The sequence below is a fragment of the Microvirga soli genome, from assembly GCF_016734765.1.
GTDB lineage: Bacteria > Pseudomonadota > Alphaproteobacteria > Rhizobiales > Beijerinckiaceae > Microvirga > Microvirga soli.
On record NZ_JAERQE010000002.1, the window covers coordinates 101,771 to 121,933 of the forward strand.

The window sequence follows — 20,163 nt, forward strand, 5'->3', positions numbered from 1 at the left end:
TCTAGGTGGCAAGCGGCGCTGCTGACAGAGGAAGTGCCGCCTCGCGGGCGGCCTCGGTCAAAGCCGCGAACAGCCGCTGCTGCGGCCTTTTCCAGACCAGCAGTTCCGGATGCCATTGCACGCCGAGCAGAAACGGCGCGCTTTCGCTCTCGATGGCCTGCACGATGCCGCTCTCGTCCCGGGCCGCGATCCTGAGGCCTTGGCCGAGCCGGTCCACCGATTGGTGATGGAGGGCATTCACGAGACAGGGGTTGCAGCGCAGGATGCCGTTGAGGCGCGATCCCGGTTCGACGGTTACCGTCTTGCGCGGCAGAACTGTTCGCATCTTCGGCGCCTGCACATAAACCTCGTAGATGTCCGTGTGCAGCGTGCCGCCGAGCGCCACGTTGATCATCTGAGATCCTCGGCAGATGCCGAGCACCGGCAAGCCGACCGGCAGAGCCGCTTTCAGCAGCCCGAGCTCCAGCTTGTCGCGCTCGGGGTCGATGCGCACGTCGGGCAGAACCTTTCCGCCATAGATCTCCGCCCCGATATCGTCGCCGCCGCCGATGACGAGGCCATGGAGCGGCTCCTCCGGCAGCGAGCTGCCCGGTACGAGCCGGATGGAGCGCGCGCCTGCGCGATACAGCGCCAGCCGGTGCATGAGGTAGCTGCGCCAGCCACCGCGGCGAGACGTGGTTACGCCGATGAGGGGACTGGTCATGAGCGGACGACCTGCTCCACCACGTTGGCCCAGCTTTTGTCCTCCCCCTCGAAGGTGAGATAGGCGGAGCCCACCGCGTCGAGTTTCTCGCGATCGGCGGCGAGGCGTTCCACGCAGACCCAGCGGTTCCAGTCCGGCGCGATGCTCCAGCCGGGATCGCTCACCCGCGCATCGGGCAGGCGGTAGTGAAACGTGGGGCGGCCATTGATCTTCTCGTTCGGCAGAACGGCCCGCACGCGTTTGGCATCGAAGTAGTGCAGGAGCGGCAGGAGATCGAGGTCGCGGTTTCGCGTCGGGTTGAAGATGAGATAGTCGTCGATGAAGGTGGCGATGTCCGGCTGGTAATCCGGCTGGACGATCCTGCGCACGTACTCGGCCGGGAAGGGGTCTGCGAAGCCCAGGAGGTTGCGGGTCGCGTCCGGGGACGCCTCGCGCCGGAGCCATGAGTTGAGCAGCGCGAAGCTTTTCATGAAGGCCGTCAGGGTGGCCGCATCCCGGCGCGGGATTTCCGGATTGAAGTGCAGCCCGAAAGCGTAGAAAGGCGCATCCTGCGTGCCCTTGGCGCCAAGCTGGCGCAGGATCGTCAGGATGCGGTTCAACTCCTCCAGGCGGTCGATGGGTGTCGGGGCGGTGACAAGTTCGCAGGGCACGAGATAGCTTGCGGCAAAGCCGAAGAGAGCCGCGATCTTGGGCAGCACCCCGCGCTGTGTGCCGGCCTGTTTGCCCGGATGCAGGATGCGGCTGTCGAGCTCCACAGTCAGGTCGCCGATGGCCGATTCCTTCAACGCGAAGGCATGAGGGTCCTCCTCGATCAGCCGGCCCCCGAGCGCCTCCTGCAGGGCCTGCACGGTTTTCTCCGCCGAGGGGCCGACGAACTCGATCTCGACCCCGACCGTGCGCATTTCGCCCCGCTCGTTGTGCAGGACCGGCGGCAGGGCGAAGTCGATTGCGGTGAGGAGCGCCGGCTGCGCCATGAAAAACTCCGGGAAACCAACACGAAAATGTGAGCAGGGAGGGGAACGGATGCGCTTGAGGTGAGGTTCCTTCACGGCGTCAGGGTTCCTGCGGTGGCTTTCCGGCGGCAGGTTGGCTACAAGCCCCGCACCATGATTCACCGCACCGCACTGACCGAACGCACCGCCTGGCTGGCGGAGCTCCGCGCGACTTTGGCCCTCGGCTGGCCGCTTGTTCTCGCTACGCTTGCGCAAAACGCCCTGATGACCACCGACGTCATTCTGATGGGTTGGATGGGCTCGGAGTCGCTCGCGGCGGGTGCGCTCGGCACCAATCTTTACTTCGCCTTCCTGATCTTCGGCATCGGCCTCGTCAACGCCACTTCGCCGATCATCGCCGAGGAGCTTGGCCGTAAACGCCATTCCGTCCGCGAGGTGCGGCGCACGGTTCGCCAGGGCCTGTGGGCTTCGGTGACGGTCGCGATCCCGATCTGGATCGTGGCCTGGAACGGAGAGGCGATTCTGCTGGCCATCGGCCAGGAGCCGCGGCTCGCCGAGAATGCCGGCCAGTACATGCGCGCGCTCCAATGGAGCCTGCTGCCGTTCCTGTTCTTCCTGGTACTGCGCTCCTTCCTGGCGGCGCTGGAGCGTCCGGGCTGGGCGCTGTTCATCGGCCTGCTCGCCATCCCGGTGAATTTCGGCGCGGCCTATGCCCTGATGGTCGGCGCATTCGGCCTGCCGGCCCTCGGCCTGATCGGCGTGGGTCTCGGCACGGTGCTGTCGAGCACGTTCATGTTTCTCGGGCTTGCCCTCGTGATCGTCCTCGACCCGAAGCTGAGGCGCTATCACGTCTTCGGTCGCTTCTGGCGCGCCGACTGGCCGCGTTACCGCACCCTGTGGCGTCTCGGCATTCCCATCGGGCTGACGCTGATGTTCGAGGTGACGATCTTCAACGCGGCCGCCATGCTCATGGGCCGGCTCGGCGCGAGCGAGCTGGCCGCCCATGCGGTGGCCCTGCAGATCGCCTCCTTCTGCTTCTCCGTCCCGCTCGGCATCGGACAGGCCGTCACGGTGCGCGTGGGCCGCGCCTATGGTGCGCAGGATGCGCCAGGGGTCACCCGCGCCGGCTGGACATCGTTCGCGCTCGGCACCGGCTTCATGGTGATCACGGCCTCGCTCATGATGTTCGCCCCGCACCTGCTCCTCGGCGCCTTCCTCGACCTGAGCGATCCGAAGAATGCGCTCGTGGTCGAGCTGGCCCGCTCGTTCCTGGTGGTGGCGGCCATCTTCCAGCTGGTGGATGGTGCTCAGGCAGTCGGTGCCGGCATGTTGCGCGGTCTCCAGGACACACGGGTGCCGATGGTCTATGCGGCCTTGGGTTATTGGGGCGTCGGCCTGCCGCTCGGCATCATCCTGGCCTTCAACACGCCGCTACGTGGCATCGGGATCTGGATCGGGCTCGCCAGCGGGCTCGCCGTCGTGGCCGGGCTGATGCTGTGGCGCTGGCTGCGCCGCGACCGGCTCGGGCTGGTCACGGCCATGCCGGCCGACGTTCAGGAGGCATTCGCCAGCTGATTGACGAGACGCGAGAGATCCACGGGGGCGAACTGCGCATCCTCGCGGGTCACGGTCACTTCCTCCACCGTGAGGCGCCGCCACTGCGCCAGCCGCGCCAGGGCCTCCTGCACCAGATCCTCGGGCGCGGAGGCTCCGGCGGTGAGGCCGATCACGGCAGCACCGTCGATGAAGGACAGCGTCAGATCCTTCGGATCCTGCAGGAGAAGCGCCTGGCGGCCCTCGCCCATGGCCACCTCGCACAGGCGGTTGGTGTTCGAGGAATTGCGCGCCCCGCACACGATGATCCGCTCCGCGCGCCTGGCGATGACGCGCACGGCCATCTGCCGGTTCTGCGTCGCGTAGCAGATCGTCTTGACGTCCGGGCCAAGGATGGCCGGAAAGCGTGATTTCAGAGCAGCGATGATCTCGCGGGTGTCGTCTACGGAGAGCGTGGTCTGGGTGATGTAGGCAATGCGCTCCGGGTTCAGGACGGGCACGTTAAGCGCCTCCTCGACGCTCTCGATCACATGCACGTTCCCGTCGATCTGCCCCGTCGTGCCCTCGATCTCCACATGGCCGCGATGGCCGATGACGATGACCTCGCGGCCTGCCTTTGCATGGCGCTGCCCTTCGAGATGAACGCGGCGCACGAGCGGGCAGGTGGCATCGAGCACGGAGAGGCCGCGTCCTGCCGCCTCACGCTCCACCGCGCGCGACACCCCATGGGCGCTGAAGATCGCAACCGCCCCGTCGGGAATCTCGGCAATGTCGTCGACGAAGACCGCGCCCTTGCGCTTGAGGTCGTCCACCACCCGGTTGTTGTGCACGATCTCGTGGCGCACATAGACGGGCTTTCCCGTTTGATCGAGCGCATCCTCGACGGCCCGGATCGCGCGTTCGACGCCGGCACAGAAGCCGCGCGGTGCGGCGAGTAGAACGGTGAGCGGCGGATGGTCCTGAATCATGCCGCGTTCTCCGTCTTCAAGGCTCGATCTTTGACCAGGGTGGCCCGGGTGCCGCGGGCATGGTGCAGGATGGAGGCGGCGTGCTCGCCTGCCATCACGGCGCTCTCGATGGTGGCGGGAAGCGAGCCGATCCAATCGCCGGCAAGGGCCAGATTCGCGAGCGGACGCAGGGGCGGCTGCGGCAGGATCTCGGCGGCCTGACGGATCGTGGCGCGCTTTTCCTTCACGACCCGCATTTCAGGCTGCCGATCAGGATGCGCATCGAGGCCGAGGGACCGCAAAGCGGGGGCGATCTCGCGCCAAATGCGGGCTGCCACGTCGGGTGCGTTCTGATCGACCACCGCGTCAGCCGCAGACACGGTGACGCTCACATGGTTGTCGCGGATCAGCGCCCATTGGGCCAGCGTGCCGGTGAAGCCGATGAAGCGCGGATGCTTGAGGCCTTCCATACGGTAATGCACGTTGATGATCGGCTCGAACTGCGTCGGCACGGGAAGGGCGGGCAAGAGCCGCTCCACCTCGTAAGGGGGAAGCGCCAGGATCACCCGGTCGTCGGGGCCGAGCATCACCGTGCGGTCGCTCAGCGCCAAACCGATGACGCGCCCGTTGACGGTGAGAAGGTTGCGCAGACGCTGTCCCGTCAGAACGGGCACGCCCCTGGTCTGCAGGGTCGCGACGGCGGGCTCGATCAGGTCCTGGCTCAAGCCGTTCCTCGCCACCAGGAGACGACCGGCGCCGGGGCGGATGAGCTGGCGCAGCGCACAGGCGAGCCGCTGCGCGGAGGCCTGATCGGGCGGTGTGTTGAGAACCGCCACCGTCAGGGGCTCGATCAGGCTGTCCATGATCGGACGCTTGCCGATGATCGCCGCGACCGGACAATCCTTCGAGGCGAAAACCAAGCGCATGATGCGCATGAGATCGGAGAGGGTCAGCCCCTGCGGCCGGCGGGATGGCAGCAGCCAGGACCAGGGCGAGAGGCCGACGCGGCGCATTTCGCCGGTGCGACCGTCATAGAGCGGAAGGCCCTTGGCCTCGGGCTCGACCCAGCGCTCGCGTGCACCCACCGTTCGCAAGAGATCAAGCGCGCGCCCGTTGGCGGTGAACAGCACATGGGTGCCATTGTCGTGATCGAAACCATCGGTCGGGTGCAGCGTGCGGCAGCGCCCGCCCGGATGAGGCGCCGCCTCGTAGAGCACGGCCTCGCCGCCGTCGGCTGTGACGGCTAAGGCTGCGCTCAGGCCCGCGACGCCCGCTCCGACGATATGGGTGCGCCGTGGGGTCATGCGGGCCTCATGGCGCGGGTGATCAGGTGCAGACGGTCGGCGGCACTCAGGCGCAGCCGGCCCTGCCGGGTGCCCCAGCCGCGCGCCTGCAATCGGACAAGCACGCGGCGATAATTTTCCATCATCAGGATCGCGGGTTTCAATGCCGCGCGGTCGAGGCGCATCAGGGCAGCGTCCGCCGCCGCAAAGCCTGCATGCGCCTCCTCGGCCAAGCCTTCGCAGACGCGGGCGAAGCGTGGATCGGTCACGAGGATCGTGGCCGGCGCATCCTGCAATCCGAGCTGCGCCAGTCGCGAGAGCGGAACATAGACGCGCTCGCAGGCGGCATCCTCGTCGACATCGCGAAGGATATTCACGAGCTGCAGGGTGCGCCCGAGATTGAGCGCGAAATCATGGGCGGAGGGTGCGCCGAAGATTCGGATCGACAGGGCTCCGACCGAACCCGCCACGCGGCGGCCGTAAAGACCGAGCTCGTAATCGCTTGCGATCCGCAACCGCTCCGCGCTGTCCATATCCATTCCGTCGAGGAGCATGAGATACTCCCCTGCCGGCAGCTTGAAGAGAGACGAGGCGCGGGCGAGCTCCCGCCCGATGGGCGTTTCAGGCGCGCGATGCAGCCGGTCGATCTCGCGCCGCCATTCGCTCAAGAAAACACGCTTCTCGGAGGGCGGCGCGGCGCCATCGGCGATGTCGTCGACCGCGCGACAGAAGGCATAGACCGCATGCATGGCGCGCCGGCGCTCGCTCTGCAGGCTCTGCATGCCGAGCCGGAAAGACGATCCGGAGCGCCGCACCATGGCGGCGGTGATGCGGTGATCGGTGTTGACCGGCTGGCGCAGCGTGCCGGCAAGTCCGCGCAGGAACGCCATGCCGGCATCGGCCTTGCTCACCTGCACCCGTTCCAGGACCGGATCCTTGCTGCGCAAGCGTTCGCTCAAACGCCGGGCAAGCGCGATCGTGGCGATGCTCTGTGCGCGCAGGCGCCTGTTCTGCAGATGCTCCGGCAGGGATTGCGCCTGATCGATCAGCGCATCGACCCGGTCGAGCATGGCATCGACCACGCTGCGGCGCAGAGCAGTCTGGGCCGGATCGAAGAAGGCCTTCTCGGAGCCCGCTCCCATGATCCAGCGTAAGGGGATGTAGATGCGGCCGAGATCCCGATGGTCCTTGCCGCAATCCTGCAGATGGTTGAGGATCTGCAGCGCCGTGCACAGCGCGTCGGCCGGAGCCTGAGCGGCGCTGCGCTCCTTGTGGATGCCCAAGAGAAAACGGCCGACCGGATTGGCCGAGAAGCGGCAATACTCGATCAGCTCCGCCCACTCGTTATAGCGGGCCTTCACCACGTCCTGCCGGAAAGCGCGCAGCAAATCGCGGGCTTGCACAATCCCGGCCTTGTGCTGCCTGTCGGCTGCATGCAGGCGCGCGGCTTGAGGGATCGCAGGGTCGCCGGCAACGAGCGCCTGCTCGAGCGCATCAAGCCGGTTGAGCTTTTCGGCGGCTTTGAGTTCGGGCGCATCGGCGATGTCGTCAGCCATGCGGGCGAAGGCATAGAAGGCGAGTGCCGCATCCCGGTGCTCGGGCGAGAGCACCAGCGAGGCGACCGGAAAATTCTCATCCCGCGGCCGCTTCGTGGCCTGAGCGGTGTCCGGGATCATGACTTCACCCCCACGGGATAGAGACGTCCCTTCCATCCAGCGCGGCGGGTGGTGCCGATCCGCAGGAGCACGCTCCATTGGATCGCGAGCCCGACCAGCATGGTGAAGGGATGCAAGGGGATTGACCAGGGGTTCTCCCGTGTCGCCACCGTCACGAGCGTGCGGGTTGCAAGCGACAGGAGCGCCGCTGCCACAATGGGAAAGGTCGGGGCGAATGGAAGCAACGCGAAGGGCAGCACATGCCCGCCGAGAAGAAGCATTGTCCAGATCGGCAGGGCAACCGGCGTCGCCATGCCCTCATGGGCATTCTTGGCAAAGCCGTTCCAAGCCTCGTCGAAGCGTGTGTACATCCGGCAGGAGGCGAGGTGATCGCCCGGCACGAGATCCGTCATGAAGCCCTTGCGGCGGAAGAGCCGCGCCAGCTGAATGCCGTCATGGATGCGCGTGCGGATGGCCGCATGACCGCCGATTGCACGGTAAGCCTCCCGCTCGACGAGCATGAGCTGGCCGCAGGCCGCGCCGAGACCGGGGTCGCGCGACAGGCGCATGAAGCCCATGGGCAGATAGCCGAGAAGCAGCAGGTTGATCGTCGGAACTGTCAGCAACTCGCCGAGCGTGCGCATGATCTGCCGCGGCACGGCGCTCACCAGGCTGGCATGCGTTTCCTGCGCGTGGCCTGCCAGACGTGAGGCCGCATGCGGACCCAAGCGCACGTCGGCGTCCACGAACAGGAAGTGTGTGCCGGTGGCGGCCTCGGACAGATGATGGCAGGCATGGACCTTGCCGGTCCATCCCTCCGCGAGAGGAGGCGCCGTGAGAAGGCGCACGCGCTCATCGCGCGCAGCGTAGTGTCTGACGATCTCCGGGGTAGCATCCGTGGAGCCATCGTCCATGACCAGGATCTCGACCGGTACGCCGACACTGGCAAGAGCTGCATCAAGCGCCGGACCGATGTTCTTCGCCTCATTGCGCGCCGGGATCAGGATCGAGACGCGAACGTCTCCCTTGGGCGCATGCGCCGGTGTCGCGCGCAGGATGCTCAGGTTCACGAGAGCCAACGCGAAGGAAAGCGCTGCGAGGCCTAAGAGGATGAGGCCGAGAACGATCATGAGGGGCGTCCCTCATGCGACGGATCGAAGGCTCGGCCCCGCACGGTCGCCATCATCCGGCGCCATTGGTCATAGATGCCGCCTACCCCGGCGCGGCCTTCAAGCATGGCGCGGAAGCGCGCCGGGTCGCGGCTCTGCACATCGGCGCTCAGCCGGTCGAGGGTGGTCGCGAGCTCCGCCTCGAGACGCTCCAGGCGGGCAGGGCGCGCAAGATTTAAGAGGTCCCTGCCATGCATGGGCTTGCCGAAGGCGAGGAAGGCCTCGGCTCCGCGCTCAAGCCAGAAGCCGTATTCGATGGCAAGCGGGATCACGGTGCAGTCGGGGGCGAGTTCGGGAAGCCGCGCAACGCCGGCTTTGAGGCCAAGTGGACGCTCGCGCACATCACTGAAACGCCCTTGCGCGGTGACCCACAGGGCATGAGTCGGCGACGATAAGATTTCGGCACTGGTGCGCAGGAACTCCGCCGCGCCGCGAGGGCTGTCGAGATCGACGCCGAACGCGCCGATGCGGCCGAAGACTCCATATTGCTTCAACATCGCGGCATCGATGGGCGCGTAGCTTTCGTAATCAGGAAAGAAATGGTCCGCGGCCAGAATATAGATAGCCGCATCCCACCAGGCTGGGTGATTGGAATAAATGATGATCGGGCCGCTCTGCGGAACGGCCGGCAGGCCCCATGAGGCAACCCGCAGGGCATTCATGTGCCGCGTGAAATAACGCCGGAACGTGGAGACCATGAAGCGATGGATCAGGGGAGAGCGACGCGCCACGGGAGACGATCCCGCCCGGTGAGGCAGGGAGCGTTCTCCGGTGGCTGTGTTCGCTTCCTGCCTCAAGACACGTTCCGTAGATTCGCAGCCTTGCTGTCCGCATCCAGAGCGTCGGCGGCGATCCAGCCCGACATCATCACCATGGGCATGCCCGGTCCGGGATGGGCCGCGCCGCCGGCGAGGTAAAGGCCCTGCACCTGGCGGCTGCGGTTGCCCGGCTTGAACGCGCCCATGAACTTGCCGTGGCTGGCGAGCCCATAGATGGCGCCGTTGAGCACCTTGTACCGGTCGTGGATGTCCTGCGGCGTGAGGTGGCGCTCGACGACGATCCGCTCCTCGATATCCGCCATGCCGGCCGTGCGTTTCAGCTTGTCGATGATCACCTGACGATAGGCCGGGTACATCTGCGACCAGTCATGGTGCGGGCGAAGGTATGGCGTGTGCACCAGAACGTAGAGCGCCTCGCCGCCTTCCGGTGCAACGCTCGGGTCGGTGGCGGCTGGCGCTGCGAGATAGCAGGTCGGATCCGGTGCGGGCTCGCCCCGGCGGTAGATGTAGTCGAACTCTTCCTCCGGATCGCGCGAGAACACGAAGTCGTGGTGAAGCACGTGATCGTAGCGCTTGTTGAGGCCGAGATAGAGCACCACGCCGGAGCAGGCCGGCTCGAAATCTTTTCTCGCGTAATGCTCGCCCACCTCGCCGCCGACGAGCTCGCGATAGGTGCGGATCGAATCCATGTTGGAGATCACGTTGTCATAAGACACGGTTTCGCCATCGGCGAGCACGAGGCCGGTCACGGCGTCCTTCTCGATGTTGAGAGACGCCACGTCGCTGTCGGTCTTGATGCTGGCGCCGAGCTCGGTCGCGAGCTTCGCCAGCGCTTCGGCCACCGCGCGTGTGCCGCCCATGGGATACCACACGCCGTCCGCCGCCTGCATGTGGGCGATGGCGCAGAGCACCGCGGGCGAACCATAAGGCGACGAGCCGACATATTGCGTGAAGTGGTCGAGCATCTGCGCCAGACGCTCGTCCTTCACCTTCGACCGGATGGTGCCGGCGACCGATGAGCCCATGCGCAGGGACAAGACGTCCCGCAGCGTGCCGGGGTTCATGTTGGCCCGGATGTTGATGGTGTCGAACAGGTCCTCCACTGGTTTCCAGAAGAAGAACTTGTTCGAGATCTCGTGGAGATGAGCCGAGATCTCCTGAAAGCGCTTATAGCCCTCGCCGGTGTTCTTGCCGGGCGCGAAACGGTCCATGGCCTCGGCCATGGCGCCGATGTTCTCCTGCAGGTCGATCTGCGTGCCGTCGTCGAAGAAGCAGCGCCATTGCGGATCGAGTCGCACGAGGTCGAGATAGTCGGAGAGGTTACGTCCGGCTTCCGCGAAGATGCGTTCCAGAACCCGCGGCACGGTGAGGATCGTCGGGCCCATGTCGAACCGGAATCCGTCTTCGTGCAGCACCGCCGCCTTGCCGCCGATCCAGGCGTTCTTGTCGTAAAGCGTGACCTTATGGCCGCGGGCGGCCGCAACGCAGGCGGCCGCCAAGCCGCCCAGGCCTCCGCCGATGACTGCAACCGAAGTACCTTGAGCGCTCACGATGTCCTCCCGGAGGGCACAAGCCTATTCTTTCCGAGGCCTGTGTCCAGTTGTGTTGGTTCTAGGAATGGCATGATCCAGTTCAAGGCAGATCACGCAGGTTTGGGCGACGGGCACAGATCATGCGCAGGGACTGCCGCCCTGGCGCCCGGATCACCGGATCGAAGCCGGCCGATTCCAGAAGCGGCTTGATGCGAGCCACGTCGCGGGTGTTGCCACCCCAGAGCAGGTTCTTCAGCCGGTTGACCGCCGAGGCCGCGCCCGATCCCTCGTGAGAGAGGGCTGCAACCAGAAGCCAGCCGCCCGGCTTCAAAGCGCGGAAAATCCGCTGAACGGCCTCCGCGATGACAGCATCGGGCAGGAACATCTGGGGCAGGAAGGCAAGGTCGAATGCCTTGTCTTCAGCTAAGTCCTCCACCCGCTCGCGGCGGATCGCGATGCGATCCGCCAGGCCTGCCTGCCGCACATGCCTCTCGCCGATCTCCGCCGGATGCGGCGCCGGCTCGAGCGCCACGGCGCGCAAGCGGGGGAACTGCCGGCAGAGCGCGATGGACAGGCCCGCGGCGCCCGCGCCCACGTCGAGAAGCGCCGCACCGGGAGCTTCGAGCTTTGGCACGAGGCCGGGCAGGAACTTCAATTTCGGCAGGGCCCGTGTGGTCCAATGCCGGGTCAGGGTGCCCTGCGCTTCGATGATGGCATCGTCGGTATGGGACCAGCCGTCGAGGCTCAGGGTTCCGGTCTTGAGCCTGTTCCGGAAATCCTCGCTCTGCAGCAGCGGCGCGCGCAAAGCGGCCCTGAAGGTCTCCGTTCCCTCAGGCGACGTGAACGGCATCAGGGCAGGCGAGGCCTGCACCCGGCCATCCTTCCATGTGACGAAGCCGAAGGACGCAAGCGCATCGATCAGGCTCTGGACGAGGGCCGGCGGAAGCGACAGCGCCAAGGCCAACTCACCGATCATGGCTGGATGCCCGAGCCGCGCCAGCAGGCCGCACTCGGCGCAAGCCGACAGGGCGCTCGCCGACCAGATGGCTGTGTCTGCCTCCTCGAGCACCTTCAGGACATCATTGCTTCTTCGGAAGGTTGTCGGAATGGGGGGCATGCGCCAGGAGCCAAGGCCGATGGGGCCGAGGCCGAAGCGGTCTCCTCCATGAGACAGAAGGGCATAGGCGCGCCACAGCATGGGAGTCTAGCGGATCGAGGGTGGTGCCTTCATCGAGGCATCCTCGACGAAGGGCGCGGCTGAGCGGATGGCTTCGGTTCATGCGAGGGAGTGAGAAACAGAAACGCGAGCAATCCGATTCGACTCATGGCATGCTCCCTCACAAAGCCGCTTCGCCCAAAGGTGCAACGGCGGGTTCCGGTTCATCGCTTCCGACCTTGCGGTGCTCGCGGTCTTCGAGCAGCAGGCGCGTCGTGATGCGCGCGCCCTCGTAGATCACGGGCAGTCCGCTGCCCGGATGGGTGCCGCCGCCCACGAGATAGACGTTGCGGCCGAAGCGGTTGTGCGGCCGGAAATAGAGCATCTGCGTGAGATTGTGCGCGAGGTTGAAGGTAGCGCCCTCGAAGACCGCAAAATCGTCTTCCCAGCCGCGCGGCGTCACCACGCGCTCATAGCGGATGCGGCTTTCGATGTCCTTGAGGCCGAGCACTTTCAATCGCTCCAACGCGATCCTGCGATAGCGCGGTGCCTCGCGCTCCCAATCGACGTCGCAGCGCAGGTTCGGCACGGGCACCAGCACGTAGAGGCTCGCATGCCCCTTCGGCGCCAGGGACGGGTCGGTCACGCCCGCATGATGCACATAGATCGACGGCTCCTCGGGGAGGATGCCGTTGGTGATCTCATGGATGTTGCGCTCGTATTCCTTCGACAGCAGGATCGTGTGATGGGCAAGGTCGCCGAGATCACCCTCGATGCCGAGATAGAGCATGAAGGTCGAGCAGGAGATCTTGGCGCGATCGAGTTTCTTGTTCTTCCAGCGCGGGCGCATTTCTTCGGGCACGAGGCGGCGCATGGCGTGGCCGAAATCGCCATTCACCACAACCGAGCCCGCCGCAAACCGCTCGCCGGCGGCCTCGACGCCGACGGCTTCGCCGTTCTCGTAGACGATGCGGTCCACGGGCGTGTTCAGCCGGATGTCGACGCCCATCTTGCGAGCGACATTCGCCATGGCGTCCGACACGGCGCCGCAACCGCCCATGGGGTGGAACACGCCGTGCTCGTATTCGAGGAACGACAGGATCGTGAACAGGCTCGGGCACTGGAACGGCGACATGCCGAGGTATTTGGTCTGAAACGAAAAGGCGAGGCGCACGCGCGGATCGGCGAAATAGCGCTTGAGGTCGCTGTCGACGCTTGAGAACGGCCGGAGCTTCGGCAGCGCCGCCAGCATGGCGGGCGAGAAGAGATCCGCCGGGCTCGAAAAGGCCTGTTCCAGAACAGGCTTGAAGGCTTCGAGCTTGTCACGGTTGTCGTCGAGGAAGCGCCGCACGTTTTTCGCATCGGCAGGCGCCAGACGGGCGATCTCCTGCTCGAGGCGTTCGAGGTCATAGGTCGCGCGGATGTCGCCGCCGCCCTCGAAGACGAGGTGGTATTGCGGGTCGAGACGCTTGAGCTCGACATGGTCCTCCAGGCGCTCGCCACAGGCCTCGAAGATGTCCTTCAGGACGCGCGGATACAGGAAGAAGGTGGGGCCGATGTCGAACTTGTAGCCGCCCGGAGCGTGCATCGTCCGGGTGCGGCCGCCGACAGCCGGCTCGCTCTCGAAGATGGTCACCGGAATCCCCTCGCGGGCCAGCAGCATGGCCGACGCCAAGCCGCCTGGGCCGGCCCCGACGATGGCAACATGCGGGGATGGGGAAGATTTCAGCATCGAACAGGTGCCCTCGGCTGCCTTGGGGACAGTGGAGACTTACCTATGGCGGCCCGGCTGTCCGGCCAGACACATATCCACGCGATCACGGAAGGGTGAATATCTTCTCGGACAGGCAAAAAGAAACGTTGTTCCACATATAGAGCGATAGAAGAAAAATTCTTCAGGCTAGTTTTGCCAATAATTCCATATCTCTGAAGTATGAGTGAGGCAGGAAAAAATTTAGTCGCCTTATTCTTGCCTTTTTAAAGATCAGCTTCACTTCCAATCACAATGAAAGGGGAGACTGTCCTTGAAGAATATCCTCGCCCGAGCATCTGCAATGGTGCCACTTCTTTTCATGGCGGCCTGCAATACAACTGCCTCCAACGACCCCACTGTCACGGGATCCATCTCAACGGCCAATATCGAGACAGGCAAAGCCTTTCAGCGCGGCACCGCCTCCTGGTACGGGCCCGGCTTTCATGGCCGTAAAACCGCTAGCGGCGAACGCTTCAACTCCTACGACATGACGGCGGCGCATCGGTCCCTGCCGTTCGGCACCCGGCTCAAAGTCACTAACGAGACCAACGGCCGCTCCGTGGTCGTCCGGGTGAACGACCGTGGGCCTTTCGCCCATCGGCGCATCATCGATCTCGCCAAGGGACCGGCACAGGCTCTCGGCCTGACCTCGTCCGGCGTCGGGTACGTCTCGCTTCATCGGCTCGATTAGGCGGTTCTTAATCCCTTGCGGCGATTCTTGCCCCGATTCGGGACCAAGGGTTGCTTACATGGAATCGAGATCGTCACAGTCGACGAACGTCATCCGCTTTCCGGGCGCGCGCTCGTCGGCTAATCCCCGCCGTGACCAGAAGAGCCTTATGGATGCCGTGTATTCTGCCGGTTCCCTGACGATCGGGGCCGATGATCGGATGACCAAGGCCATGGCCACGCGGCTCACCATCTTCGGTTTCGTCGTGATTGATGAGCTTCAGGCCGACGGCATGCGTCGGCGGCTTCGCCCCTCCGAGGCCTTTCATGCCTCGACGGCTTTGCCCTGGCGCGTATCGAAGCCTTCGGGATCCTACCGAATCGACGACAGTATCCCCGAATCGGACGAGGATGTGTTCGCGGCCCTCCAGGCCTGAGGGACTCGCCTTTCCCAATCAGTGAGCTATGTCCTCATCCGGCCATGGCTCAGGAGAAGGCGATGCACCTGATTCAAATCCTTCTGCCGCTTGCCGACAATGCGGGCCGCCGATTCGACGGCGCAGCCTATGGGCGCGTGCGCTCAGAATTGGCCGAACGATTCGGCGGCATCACAAGCTTCACGCGTGCGCCGGCCGAAGGCGTCTGGAAAGAAGGCGGACACACGGCGCATGATGATATTGTCGTGTTTGAGGTCATGGCGCGCGAGATCGATCACCATTGGTGGGAACGCTACCGCGCTGATCTGGAGCGCCGCTTCGACCAGGAAGCCATTGTGATCCGGGCGATTCGCGTGGAAATGATTTAACTACGGAACTCATGTGGCACGGCTTCGCTTGTTCCATCAAAAAGCGGAGCACTTTTATGTCGAAGCCCCTCGTCGTTTCCATTCCCCACAACCTGGGCCAAGCCGAAGCCATGCGCCGGCTTCAAGGCGGCATGGCGGGTATGAAATCGCAGTTCGGCGACAAGGTCGCGTCCATTCACGAAACCTGGAGCGGAAACCGCATGGATTTTCGCGTCGGCGCCATGGGCCAGAATGTCAGCGGCCATCTTGAAGTCATGCAGGATCAGGTGCGCGTCGAACTGCAGTTGCCGTGGATACTTGCAATGGTTGCAGAGAAGGCAAAGACCTTCATCCAAAAGCAGGGAACGCTCTTGCTTGAAAAGAAGTGACGCCCACTATTCGCATGAATAGCCGTTCACCAAGATGAACGCAGATGGAACCAAACGGTTTCATCTGCGTTGTAAAATCGATTGCGACCGCGACCCTTCGCCGGTGCGCTTCACTAAAGATATCACTTTATTCGCCCCGGACCGGGTTCTTCTGTCCGATCGTGACAACACACCTTTATCTGAGGTTCGCGCTATGCATGAGCGTTTGACGACGCAGTCCTATGCCCTTCGTTCGCCTATCAAAGCCGGTTCAGAAAAGCCTCTCCTGGTCTGTTTTTCTCATCTCCGTTGGGACTTCGTCTGGCAGCGCCCTCAACACCTTCTCAGCCGCGCCGCCAAGCATTACAACGTGGTCATCATCGAAGAGCCGATGTTCAAAGCCGGCGTGACTCCGCATATGGACGTAAGTGAGCGTCCGCAGGGCGTCACGATCGCCGTTCCCATGCTCCCCGAAGGCCTGTCCCACCAGGATATCATCTCCGAGCAGCACGACCTCATTGAAGAAATGATCGGCCGCGAGGCGACGAGCCCGCGGGTATTCTGGTACTACACGCCGATGGCCATGGCCTTCACCAGCGATCTCGAATGCGACCTGTGCATCTACGACAACATGGATGAGCTCTCGCTCTTTCGTGGCGCATCGCAGGAGCTCATCGACCTGGAGAGCGCGTTGTTCTCGCGCTGCGATCTCGTGTTCACCGGCGGAATGAGCCTCTACGAGGCCAAGAAGCATCGCCATCGCAGCGTTCACGGCTTCCCGTCCTCCATCGATTTCAATCATTTCTCGCAAGCCCGCTCCATCGACAAAGATCCGGAGGATCAGGCGCAGATCCCGCATGTGCGCCTCGGCTTCTTCGGTGTGGTCGACGAGCGCATGGATATTGATCTCCTGGCCGAGGTTGCCGACCTGCGCCCCGACTGGCAGTTCGTGATGATCGGCCCGGTGGTGAAGATCGATCCCGCCAGCCTGCCGCAGCGGCCCAACATCCATTGGCTCGGCGGCAAATCCTACAACGAACTGCCGCATTATCTGGCCGGCTGGGACTTGGGCTTCATGAACTTCGCCCTCAACGAGGCGACGAAGTTCATCAGCCCCACCAAGACGCCCGAGTTTCTGGCCGCCGGTGTTCCCGTCGTCTCCACGGCGATCACCGACGTGGTGCGTCCCTACGGCGAGAAGGGTCTCGTCGAGATTGCAAGAAACGCCAAGGAGGTGGTCGCCAAGGTCGAGATCGTTCTAGGCCGTCCGAAGGATCCCTGGCTCGCCAGGGTGGACCGGCACCTTGCCGCCGGCTCCTGGGACAAGACCTGGGGTTCCATGCACAAGCTGATGCTGGATTCGACCGGCGATGCAACGGCCGATCGCCCCGCTTCGTCCCTTCCCGTTTATGCCACCACGCCTGCGGAGTGATCTGGAATGTATGACTGGCTGATTGTCGGCGCCGGCTTTGCGGGCAGCGTTCTGGCGGAACGTCTTGCGAGCGAGCGCAACGAGCGCGTTCTTCTGATCGACCGTCGTCCTCATATCGGCGGCAACGCCTATGACCGGTATGACGAGGACGGATTGCTGATCCACCAATACGGTCCGCATATCTTCCACACCAATTCCAAGCAGATCTTCGACCATCTCTCCAAGTTCACCGAATGGCGCTTCTACGAGCACCGGGTGCTGGCGGAGGTCGACGGCATGCAGGTGCCGATCCCGATCAATCTCGACACGGTCAACAAGCTCTATGGGCTGAACCTCACCTCCGAGCAGCTGCAGGATTGGTTCGCCGAGCGCGCCGAGTCCATCGGCGAGATCAAGACGTCGGAGGACGTGGTGGTCTCCGTGGTCGGCCGCGAACTCTATGAAAAGTTCTTCCGCGGCTACACCCGCAAGCAATGGGGCCTCGATCCGTCCGAGCTCGACAAGTCCGTGACCTCCCGCGTGCCGACCCGCACGAACCGGGATGACCGTTACTTCCCGGACGAGTTCCAGTTCATGCCGAAGCACGGCTACACCCGGATGTTCGAGAAGATGGTGAGCCATCCGAACATCGACATCATGACCCAGACCGAGTACGACGACGTCAAGAATGTCATCCCGCATCGTCGTGTCATCTATTGCGGGCCGATCGACGAGTACTTCAATTTCCAGTTCGGCAAGCTGCCCTATCGCTCCTTGCGCTTCGAGCACGTGACCCTTGATAAGCCTTGGCACCAGTCCGTCGGCGTGGTGAACTTCCCGCAGACCAACGACTACACCCGAGTCACGGAATACAAGCACCTGACCGGTCAGGAGCACGCCAAGACGGCGCTCACCTACGAGTATCCGTCGGCCGAAGGCGACCCCTATTATCCGATTCCGAAGGCGGAGAACCAGGAGCTCTTCAAGAAGTACGAGCGCCTGGCTTTGGCCACCCCCGACGTGTGGTTCGTGGGTCGTCTTGCGACCTACCGCTACTACAACATGGACCAGATCGTCGGCCAAGCGCTCGCCACCTTCCGGCGCATCAACGAGTCCCTGCCGGTCGGTGCGGACACATCGGCCGTCAAGGTCATGTCGTCGCCAGCAGGATTAGTTTCGTAATCAACTGAAAAACATCGAACATTCCGCGCTAAGAACAGTTGACGAACGCTTAGTGAAATAGCTCGGAGTTGCATGATGAAACGATCACTAGAGCTTTGGGGCGGGTTGGAATGTACTGTCGCAAGAGTAGGCGACGACTACCGCGACCAAAGCCTGGAGACCGGTTATCATGATCGCATCGAGGATCTCGATCGCATCGCTGAACTCGGGATCCGCACGCTCCGTCATCCGGTGCTCTGGGAGACAATCTCTCCCGAGAGCCCGGACCGGACGGACTTCTCCTGGCACGATACGCGCCTGCAACGCCTGCAAGAGCTGAACATCCGCGCCATCGCGGGCCTGTGCCATCACGGCAGCGGACCGCGCTATACGAACATGCTCGATCCCGCCTGGCCCGAGCTTCTGGCGCGCCATGCGGCCAATGTGGCGGAGCGCTATCCGCATCTCGATCTCTACACGCCGGTAAATGAGCCGCTCACCACCGCGCGGTTCTCGGGGCTCTATGGCCACTGGTATCCGCACGGAACCAGCTATGAGGCATTCCTCAAGATCCTCGTGACCGAGTGCAAGGCGACCGTTCTGTCCATGCGGGCCATCCGCAAGGTGCGGTCCGATGCGCAACTTGTGCAGACGGACGATATGGGCAAGACCTTCTCGACGCCGATGCTCACCTATCAGGCCGAGCACGAGAACCAGCGCCGTTTCCTGAGCTTCGACCTCCTGTGCGGGATGGTGGATCGCTATCACCCCTGGTGGCAGATCATGATCGATCACGGCGTCGATCAAGCGGATCTCGAACTCTTCCTGGAGGCCGATGCCGCGCCTGACATCATCGGCATCAACCACTACCTCACGAGCGAGCGCTACCTCGATGAGCGCATGCGCCGCTATCCCGAGCATCATTGGGGCGGCAACGGCCGGCATCAATATGCCGATGCGGAAGCGGTTCGCATGCCGCTGCCAGCTGCGGATCTCGGCCCAGCTGCCCGGTTGCGGGAGGTGTGGGAACGCTACAGACGGCCGATTGCTGTCACCGAGGCTCACCATGGCAGCACCCGTGACGACCAGCTTCGCTGGCTCATGGAGGTGTGGAACGACGTCACCACGCTTCGTGACGAGGGCGCCGATATTCGCGCGGTCACCATCTGGTCCCTTTATGGAGCGGTGGACTGGAACAGCCTTCTCACCCGCCGCAACGGCTTCTACGAGCCAGGTCCTTTCGATGTTCGCACAGATGTGCCGCGGCGCACCGCCCTGGCGCATGCCGCCGAAGCGCTGGCCAAGACCGGCACCTTCGATCACCCGGTTCTCGACCGCGCCGGCTGGTGGAAGCGCGACATCCGCTTCTACAAGCGCCCCTCGCGGCAATCCCGATCCTGCTGGCTCGCCGACGAGCCGCGCCAGCTCCTGATCACGGGGGCCACCGGCACTCTCGGTCGAGCCTATTCGCGCCTGTGCGATTTCCGCGGACTCAACCATGCGCTGCTCTCGCGCCAGGACATGGATATCGCCGATCCTAAGACCGTTGCCGAGGCTCTGAAATGCCATCGCCCCTGGGCGGTGATCAACACCGCCGGCTACGTGCGCGTGGCAGAGGCCGAGAACGACCGGAAGGCCTGCTTCCGCGAGAACACCAAAGGCGCCGAGACTCTCGCGAAGGTATGCGCCGATCTCGGCATTCCGCTTGTGACCTTCTCGTCCGATCTCGTTTTCGACGGCTCACTCGACAGGCCGTATGTGGAGAGCGATGAGGTCAACCCGTCCACGGTTTATGGCGAGAGCAAAGCCGAGGCAGAGCGCCGTGTGCTGGAGACTCACAGCGAGGCGCTCATCCTGCGCACGAGCGCCTTCTTCGGCCCCTGGGACCGCTACAACTTCGTCTGGTCCATCCTCAACACCTTGAGCAAGGGAGAAGGGGTGGAGGCCAGCCTCGATGTGGTATCGCCCACCTATGTACCCGATCTCGTGAACACGTCTCTCGATCTGCTGATCGATGGCGGCATGGGCATCTGGCATATGGCCAATATCGGAGAAACCTCCTGGCGGGATCTCGCCGCCATGGCGGCCGAACGAGCGGGGTTCGATTCCAGCCTCGTCACCGATGCGGGCGATCTGCCGGCCCTCAACACGGCGCTGTCGACTGAACGAGGCATTCTCATGCCGCGCCTGGAGAGCGCCCTCGACCGCTTCTTCGCGGAGAACGAAGTGGAATGGTCGGACACCATCATGAAGGTGGCGGCCGAATAACCGTTCCGCTCAGAACCA

The 20,163-nt window shown here is 64.0% G+C and carries 18 protein-coding genes; 8 read left to right on the forward strand and 10 right to left on the reverse strand.

What is annotated here, in order from left to right:
- Position 1: 1 nt before the first annotated feature.
- Positions 2-703 (reverse strand): gamma-glutamyl-gamma-aminobutyrate hydrolase family protein, encoded by a 702-nt coding sequence (locus JKL45_RS02285; RefSeq protein ID WP_201859490.1) that lies wholly within the window; start codon positions 701-703, stop codon positions 2-4.
- The gene (locus JKL45_RS02290; RefSeq protein ID WP_201859491.1) at positions 700-1,677 is read right to left on the reverse strand and encodes an amidoligase family protein; all 978 of its coding nucleotides are present in this window, start codon (positions 1,675-1,677) and stop codon (positions 700-702) included. Before JKL45_RS02290 ends, JKL45_RS02285 begins: the two co-directional genes overlap by 4 nt.
- 132 nt (positions 1,678-1,809) lie before the next feature.
- On the opposite strand from JKL45_RS02290, the gene JKL45_RS02295 reads away from it, so the two are divergent.
- Entirely contained in the window at positions 1,810-3,231 is a 1,422-nt protein-coding gene (locus JKL45_RS02295; RefSeq protein ID WP_201859778.1) for an MATE family efflux transporter, read from the forward strand.
- Here JKL45_RS02295 and ispH read toward each other — a convergent pair.
- From ispH to crtI, 8 genes are all read right to left on the reverse strand, one after another.
- Positions 3,210-4,178 carry a 4-hydroxy-3-methylbut-2-enyl diphosphate reductase gene (gene ispH, locus JKL45_RS02300; protein ID WP_201859492.1) on the reverse strand — a complete coding sequence of 323 codons (969 nt, stop codon included), beginning with the start codon at positions 4,176-4,178 and terminating at the stop codon, positions 3,210-3,212. The two genes, JKL45_RS02295 and ispH, sit on opposite strands and share 22 nt — an antisense overlap.
- The gene (locus JKL45_RS02305) at positions 4,175-5,461 is read right to left on the reverse strand and encodes a hydroxysqualene dehydroxylase (RefSeq protein WP_201859493.1); all 1,287 of its coding nucleotides are present in this window, start codon (positions 5,459-5,461) and stop codon (positions 4,175-4,177) included. Before JKL45_RS02305 ends, ispH begins: the two co-directional genes overlap by 4 nt.
- A complete protein-coding gene (locus JKL45_RS02310) occupies positions 5,458-7,116 on the reverse strand; it encodes a squalene/phytoene synthase family protein (RefSeq protein ID WP_201859494.1) in 1,659 nt (552 codons plus the stop codon). The genes JKL45_RS02305 and JKL45_RS02310 overlap by 4 nt, the downstream gene beginning before the upstream one ends.
- A complete protein-coding gene (locus tag JKL45_RS02315) occupies positions 7,113-8,225 on the reverse strand; it encodes a glycosyltransferase family 2 protein (protein ID WP_201859495.1) in 1,113 nt (370 codons plus the stop codon). The genes JKL45_RS02310 and JKL45_RS02315 overlap by 4 nt, the downstream gene beginning before the upstream one ends.
- Complete coding sequence (locus tag JKL45_RS02320; protein WP_201859779.1) at positions 8,222-8,962, reverse strand: lysophospholipid acyltransferase family protein; 741 nt, start codon at positions 8,960-8,962, stop codon at positions 8,222-8,224. Before JKL45_RS02320 ends, JKL45_RS02315 begins: the two co-directional genes overlap by 4 nt.
- A gap of 95 nt (positions 8,963-9,057) precedes the next feature.
- On the reverse strand, positions 9,058-10,593 hold the full coding sequence (locus JKL45_RS02325; protein WP_201859496.1) for a phytoene desaturase family protein: 1,536 nt from the start codon (positions 10,591-10,593) through the stop codon (positions 9,058-9,060).
- Between the two features lie 82 nt (positions 10,594-10,675).
- Entirely contained in the window at positions 10,676-11,773 is a 1,098-nt protein-coding gene (locus tag JKL45_RS02330; protein WP_201859497.1) for an SAM-dependent methyltransferase, read from the reverse strand.
- Between the two features lie 139 nt (positions 11,774-11,912).
- The gene (crtI, locus tag JKL45_RS02335) at positions 11,913-13,463 is read right to left on the reverse strand and encodes a phytoene desaturase family protein (protein WP_201859498.1); all 1,551 of its coding nucleotides are present in this window, start codon (positions 13,461-13,463) and stop codon (positions 11,913-11,915) included.
- A gap of 292 nt (positions 13,464-13,755) precedes the next feature.
- Here crtI and JKL45_RS02340 point away from each other — a divergent pair, with 292 nt between their 5' ends.
- The 7 genes from JKL45_RS02340 to JKL45_RS02370 all read left to right on the forward strand — a co-directional run bounded on the left by JKL45_RS02340 (position 13,756) and on the right by JKL45_RS02370 (position 20,145).
- Entirely contained in the window at positions 13,756-14,175 is a 420-nt protein-coding gene (locus tag JKL45_RS02340; RefSeq protein ID WP_246498239.1) for a septal ring lytic transglycosylase RlpA family protein, read from the forward strand.
- A gap of 58 nt (positions 14,176-14,233) precedes the next feature.
- Positions 14,234-14,590: a hypothetical protein gene (locus tag JKL45_RS02345; RefSeq protein ID WP_201859499.1), complete on the forward strand. Its 357-nt coding sequence runs from the start codon at positions 14,234-14,236 to the stop codon at positions 14,588-14,590.
- 44 nt (positions 14,591-14,634) lie between these two features.
- On the forward strand, positions 14,635-14,958 hold the full coding sequence (locus tag JKL45_RS02350; protein WP_246498240.1) for a hypothetical protein: 324 nt from the start codon (positions 14,635-14,637) through the stop codon (positions 14,956-14,958).
- A gap of 56 nt (positions 14,959-15,014) precedes the next feature.
- Positions 15,015-15,326: a polyhydroxyalkanoic acid system family protein gene (locus tag JKL45_RS02355; RefSeq protein WP_201859500.1), complete on the forward strand. Its 312-nt coding sequence runs from the start codon at positions 15,015-15,017 to the stop codon at positions 15,324-15,326.
- A 349-nt stretch (positions 15,327-15,675) separates the two neighbouring features.
- Positions 15,676-16,737 (forward strand): glycosyltransferase, encoded by a 1,062-nt coding sequence (locus JKL45_RS02360; protein ID WP_312896900.1) that lies wholly within the window; start codon positions 15,676-15,678, stop codon positions 16,735-16,737.
- Between the two features lie 6 nt (positions 16,738-16,743).
- Complete coding sequence (glf, locus tag JKL45_RS02365) at positions 16,744-17,898, forward strand: UDP-galactopyranose mutase (RefSeq protein ID WP_201859502.1); 1,155 nt, start codon at positions 16,744-16,746, stop codon at positions 17,896-17,898.
- 72 nt (positions 17,899-17,970) lie between these two features.
- The gene (locus JKL45_RS02370; protein ID WP_246498241.1) at positions 17,971-20,145 is read left to right on the forward strand and encodes an SDR family oxidoreductase; all 2,175 of its coding nucleotides are present in this window, start codon (positions 17,971-17,973) and stop codon (positions 20,143-20,145) included.
- Positions 20,146-20,163: the final 18 nt, after the last annotated feature.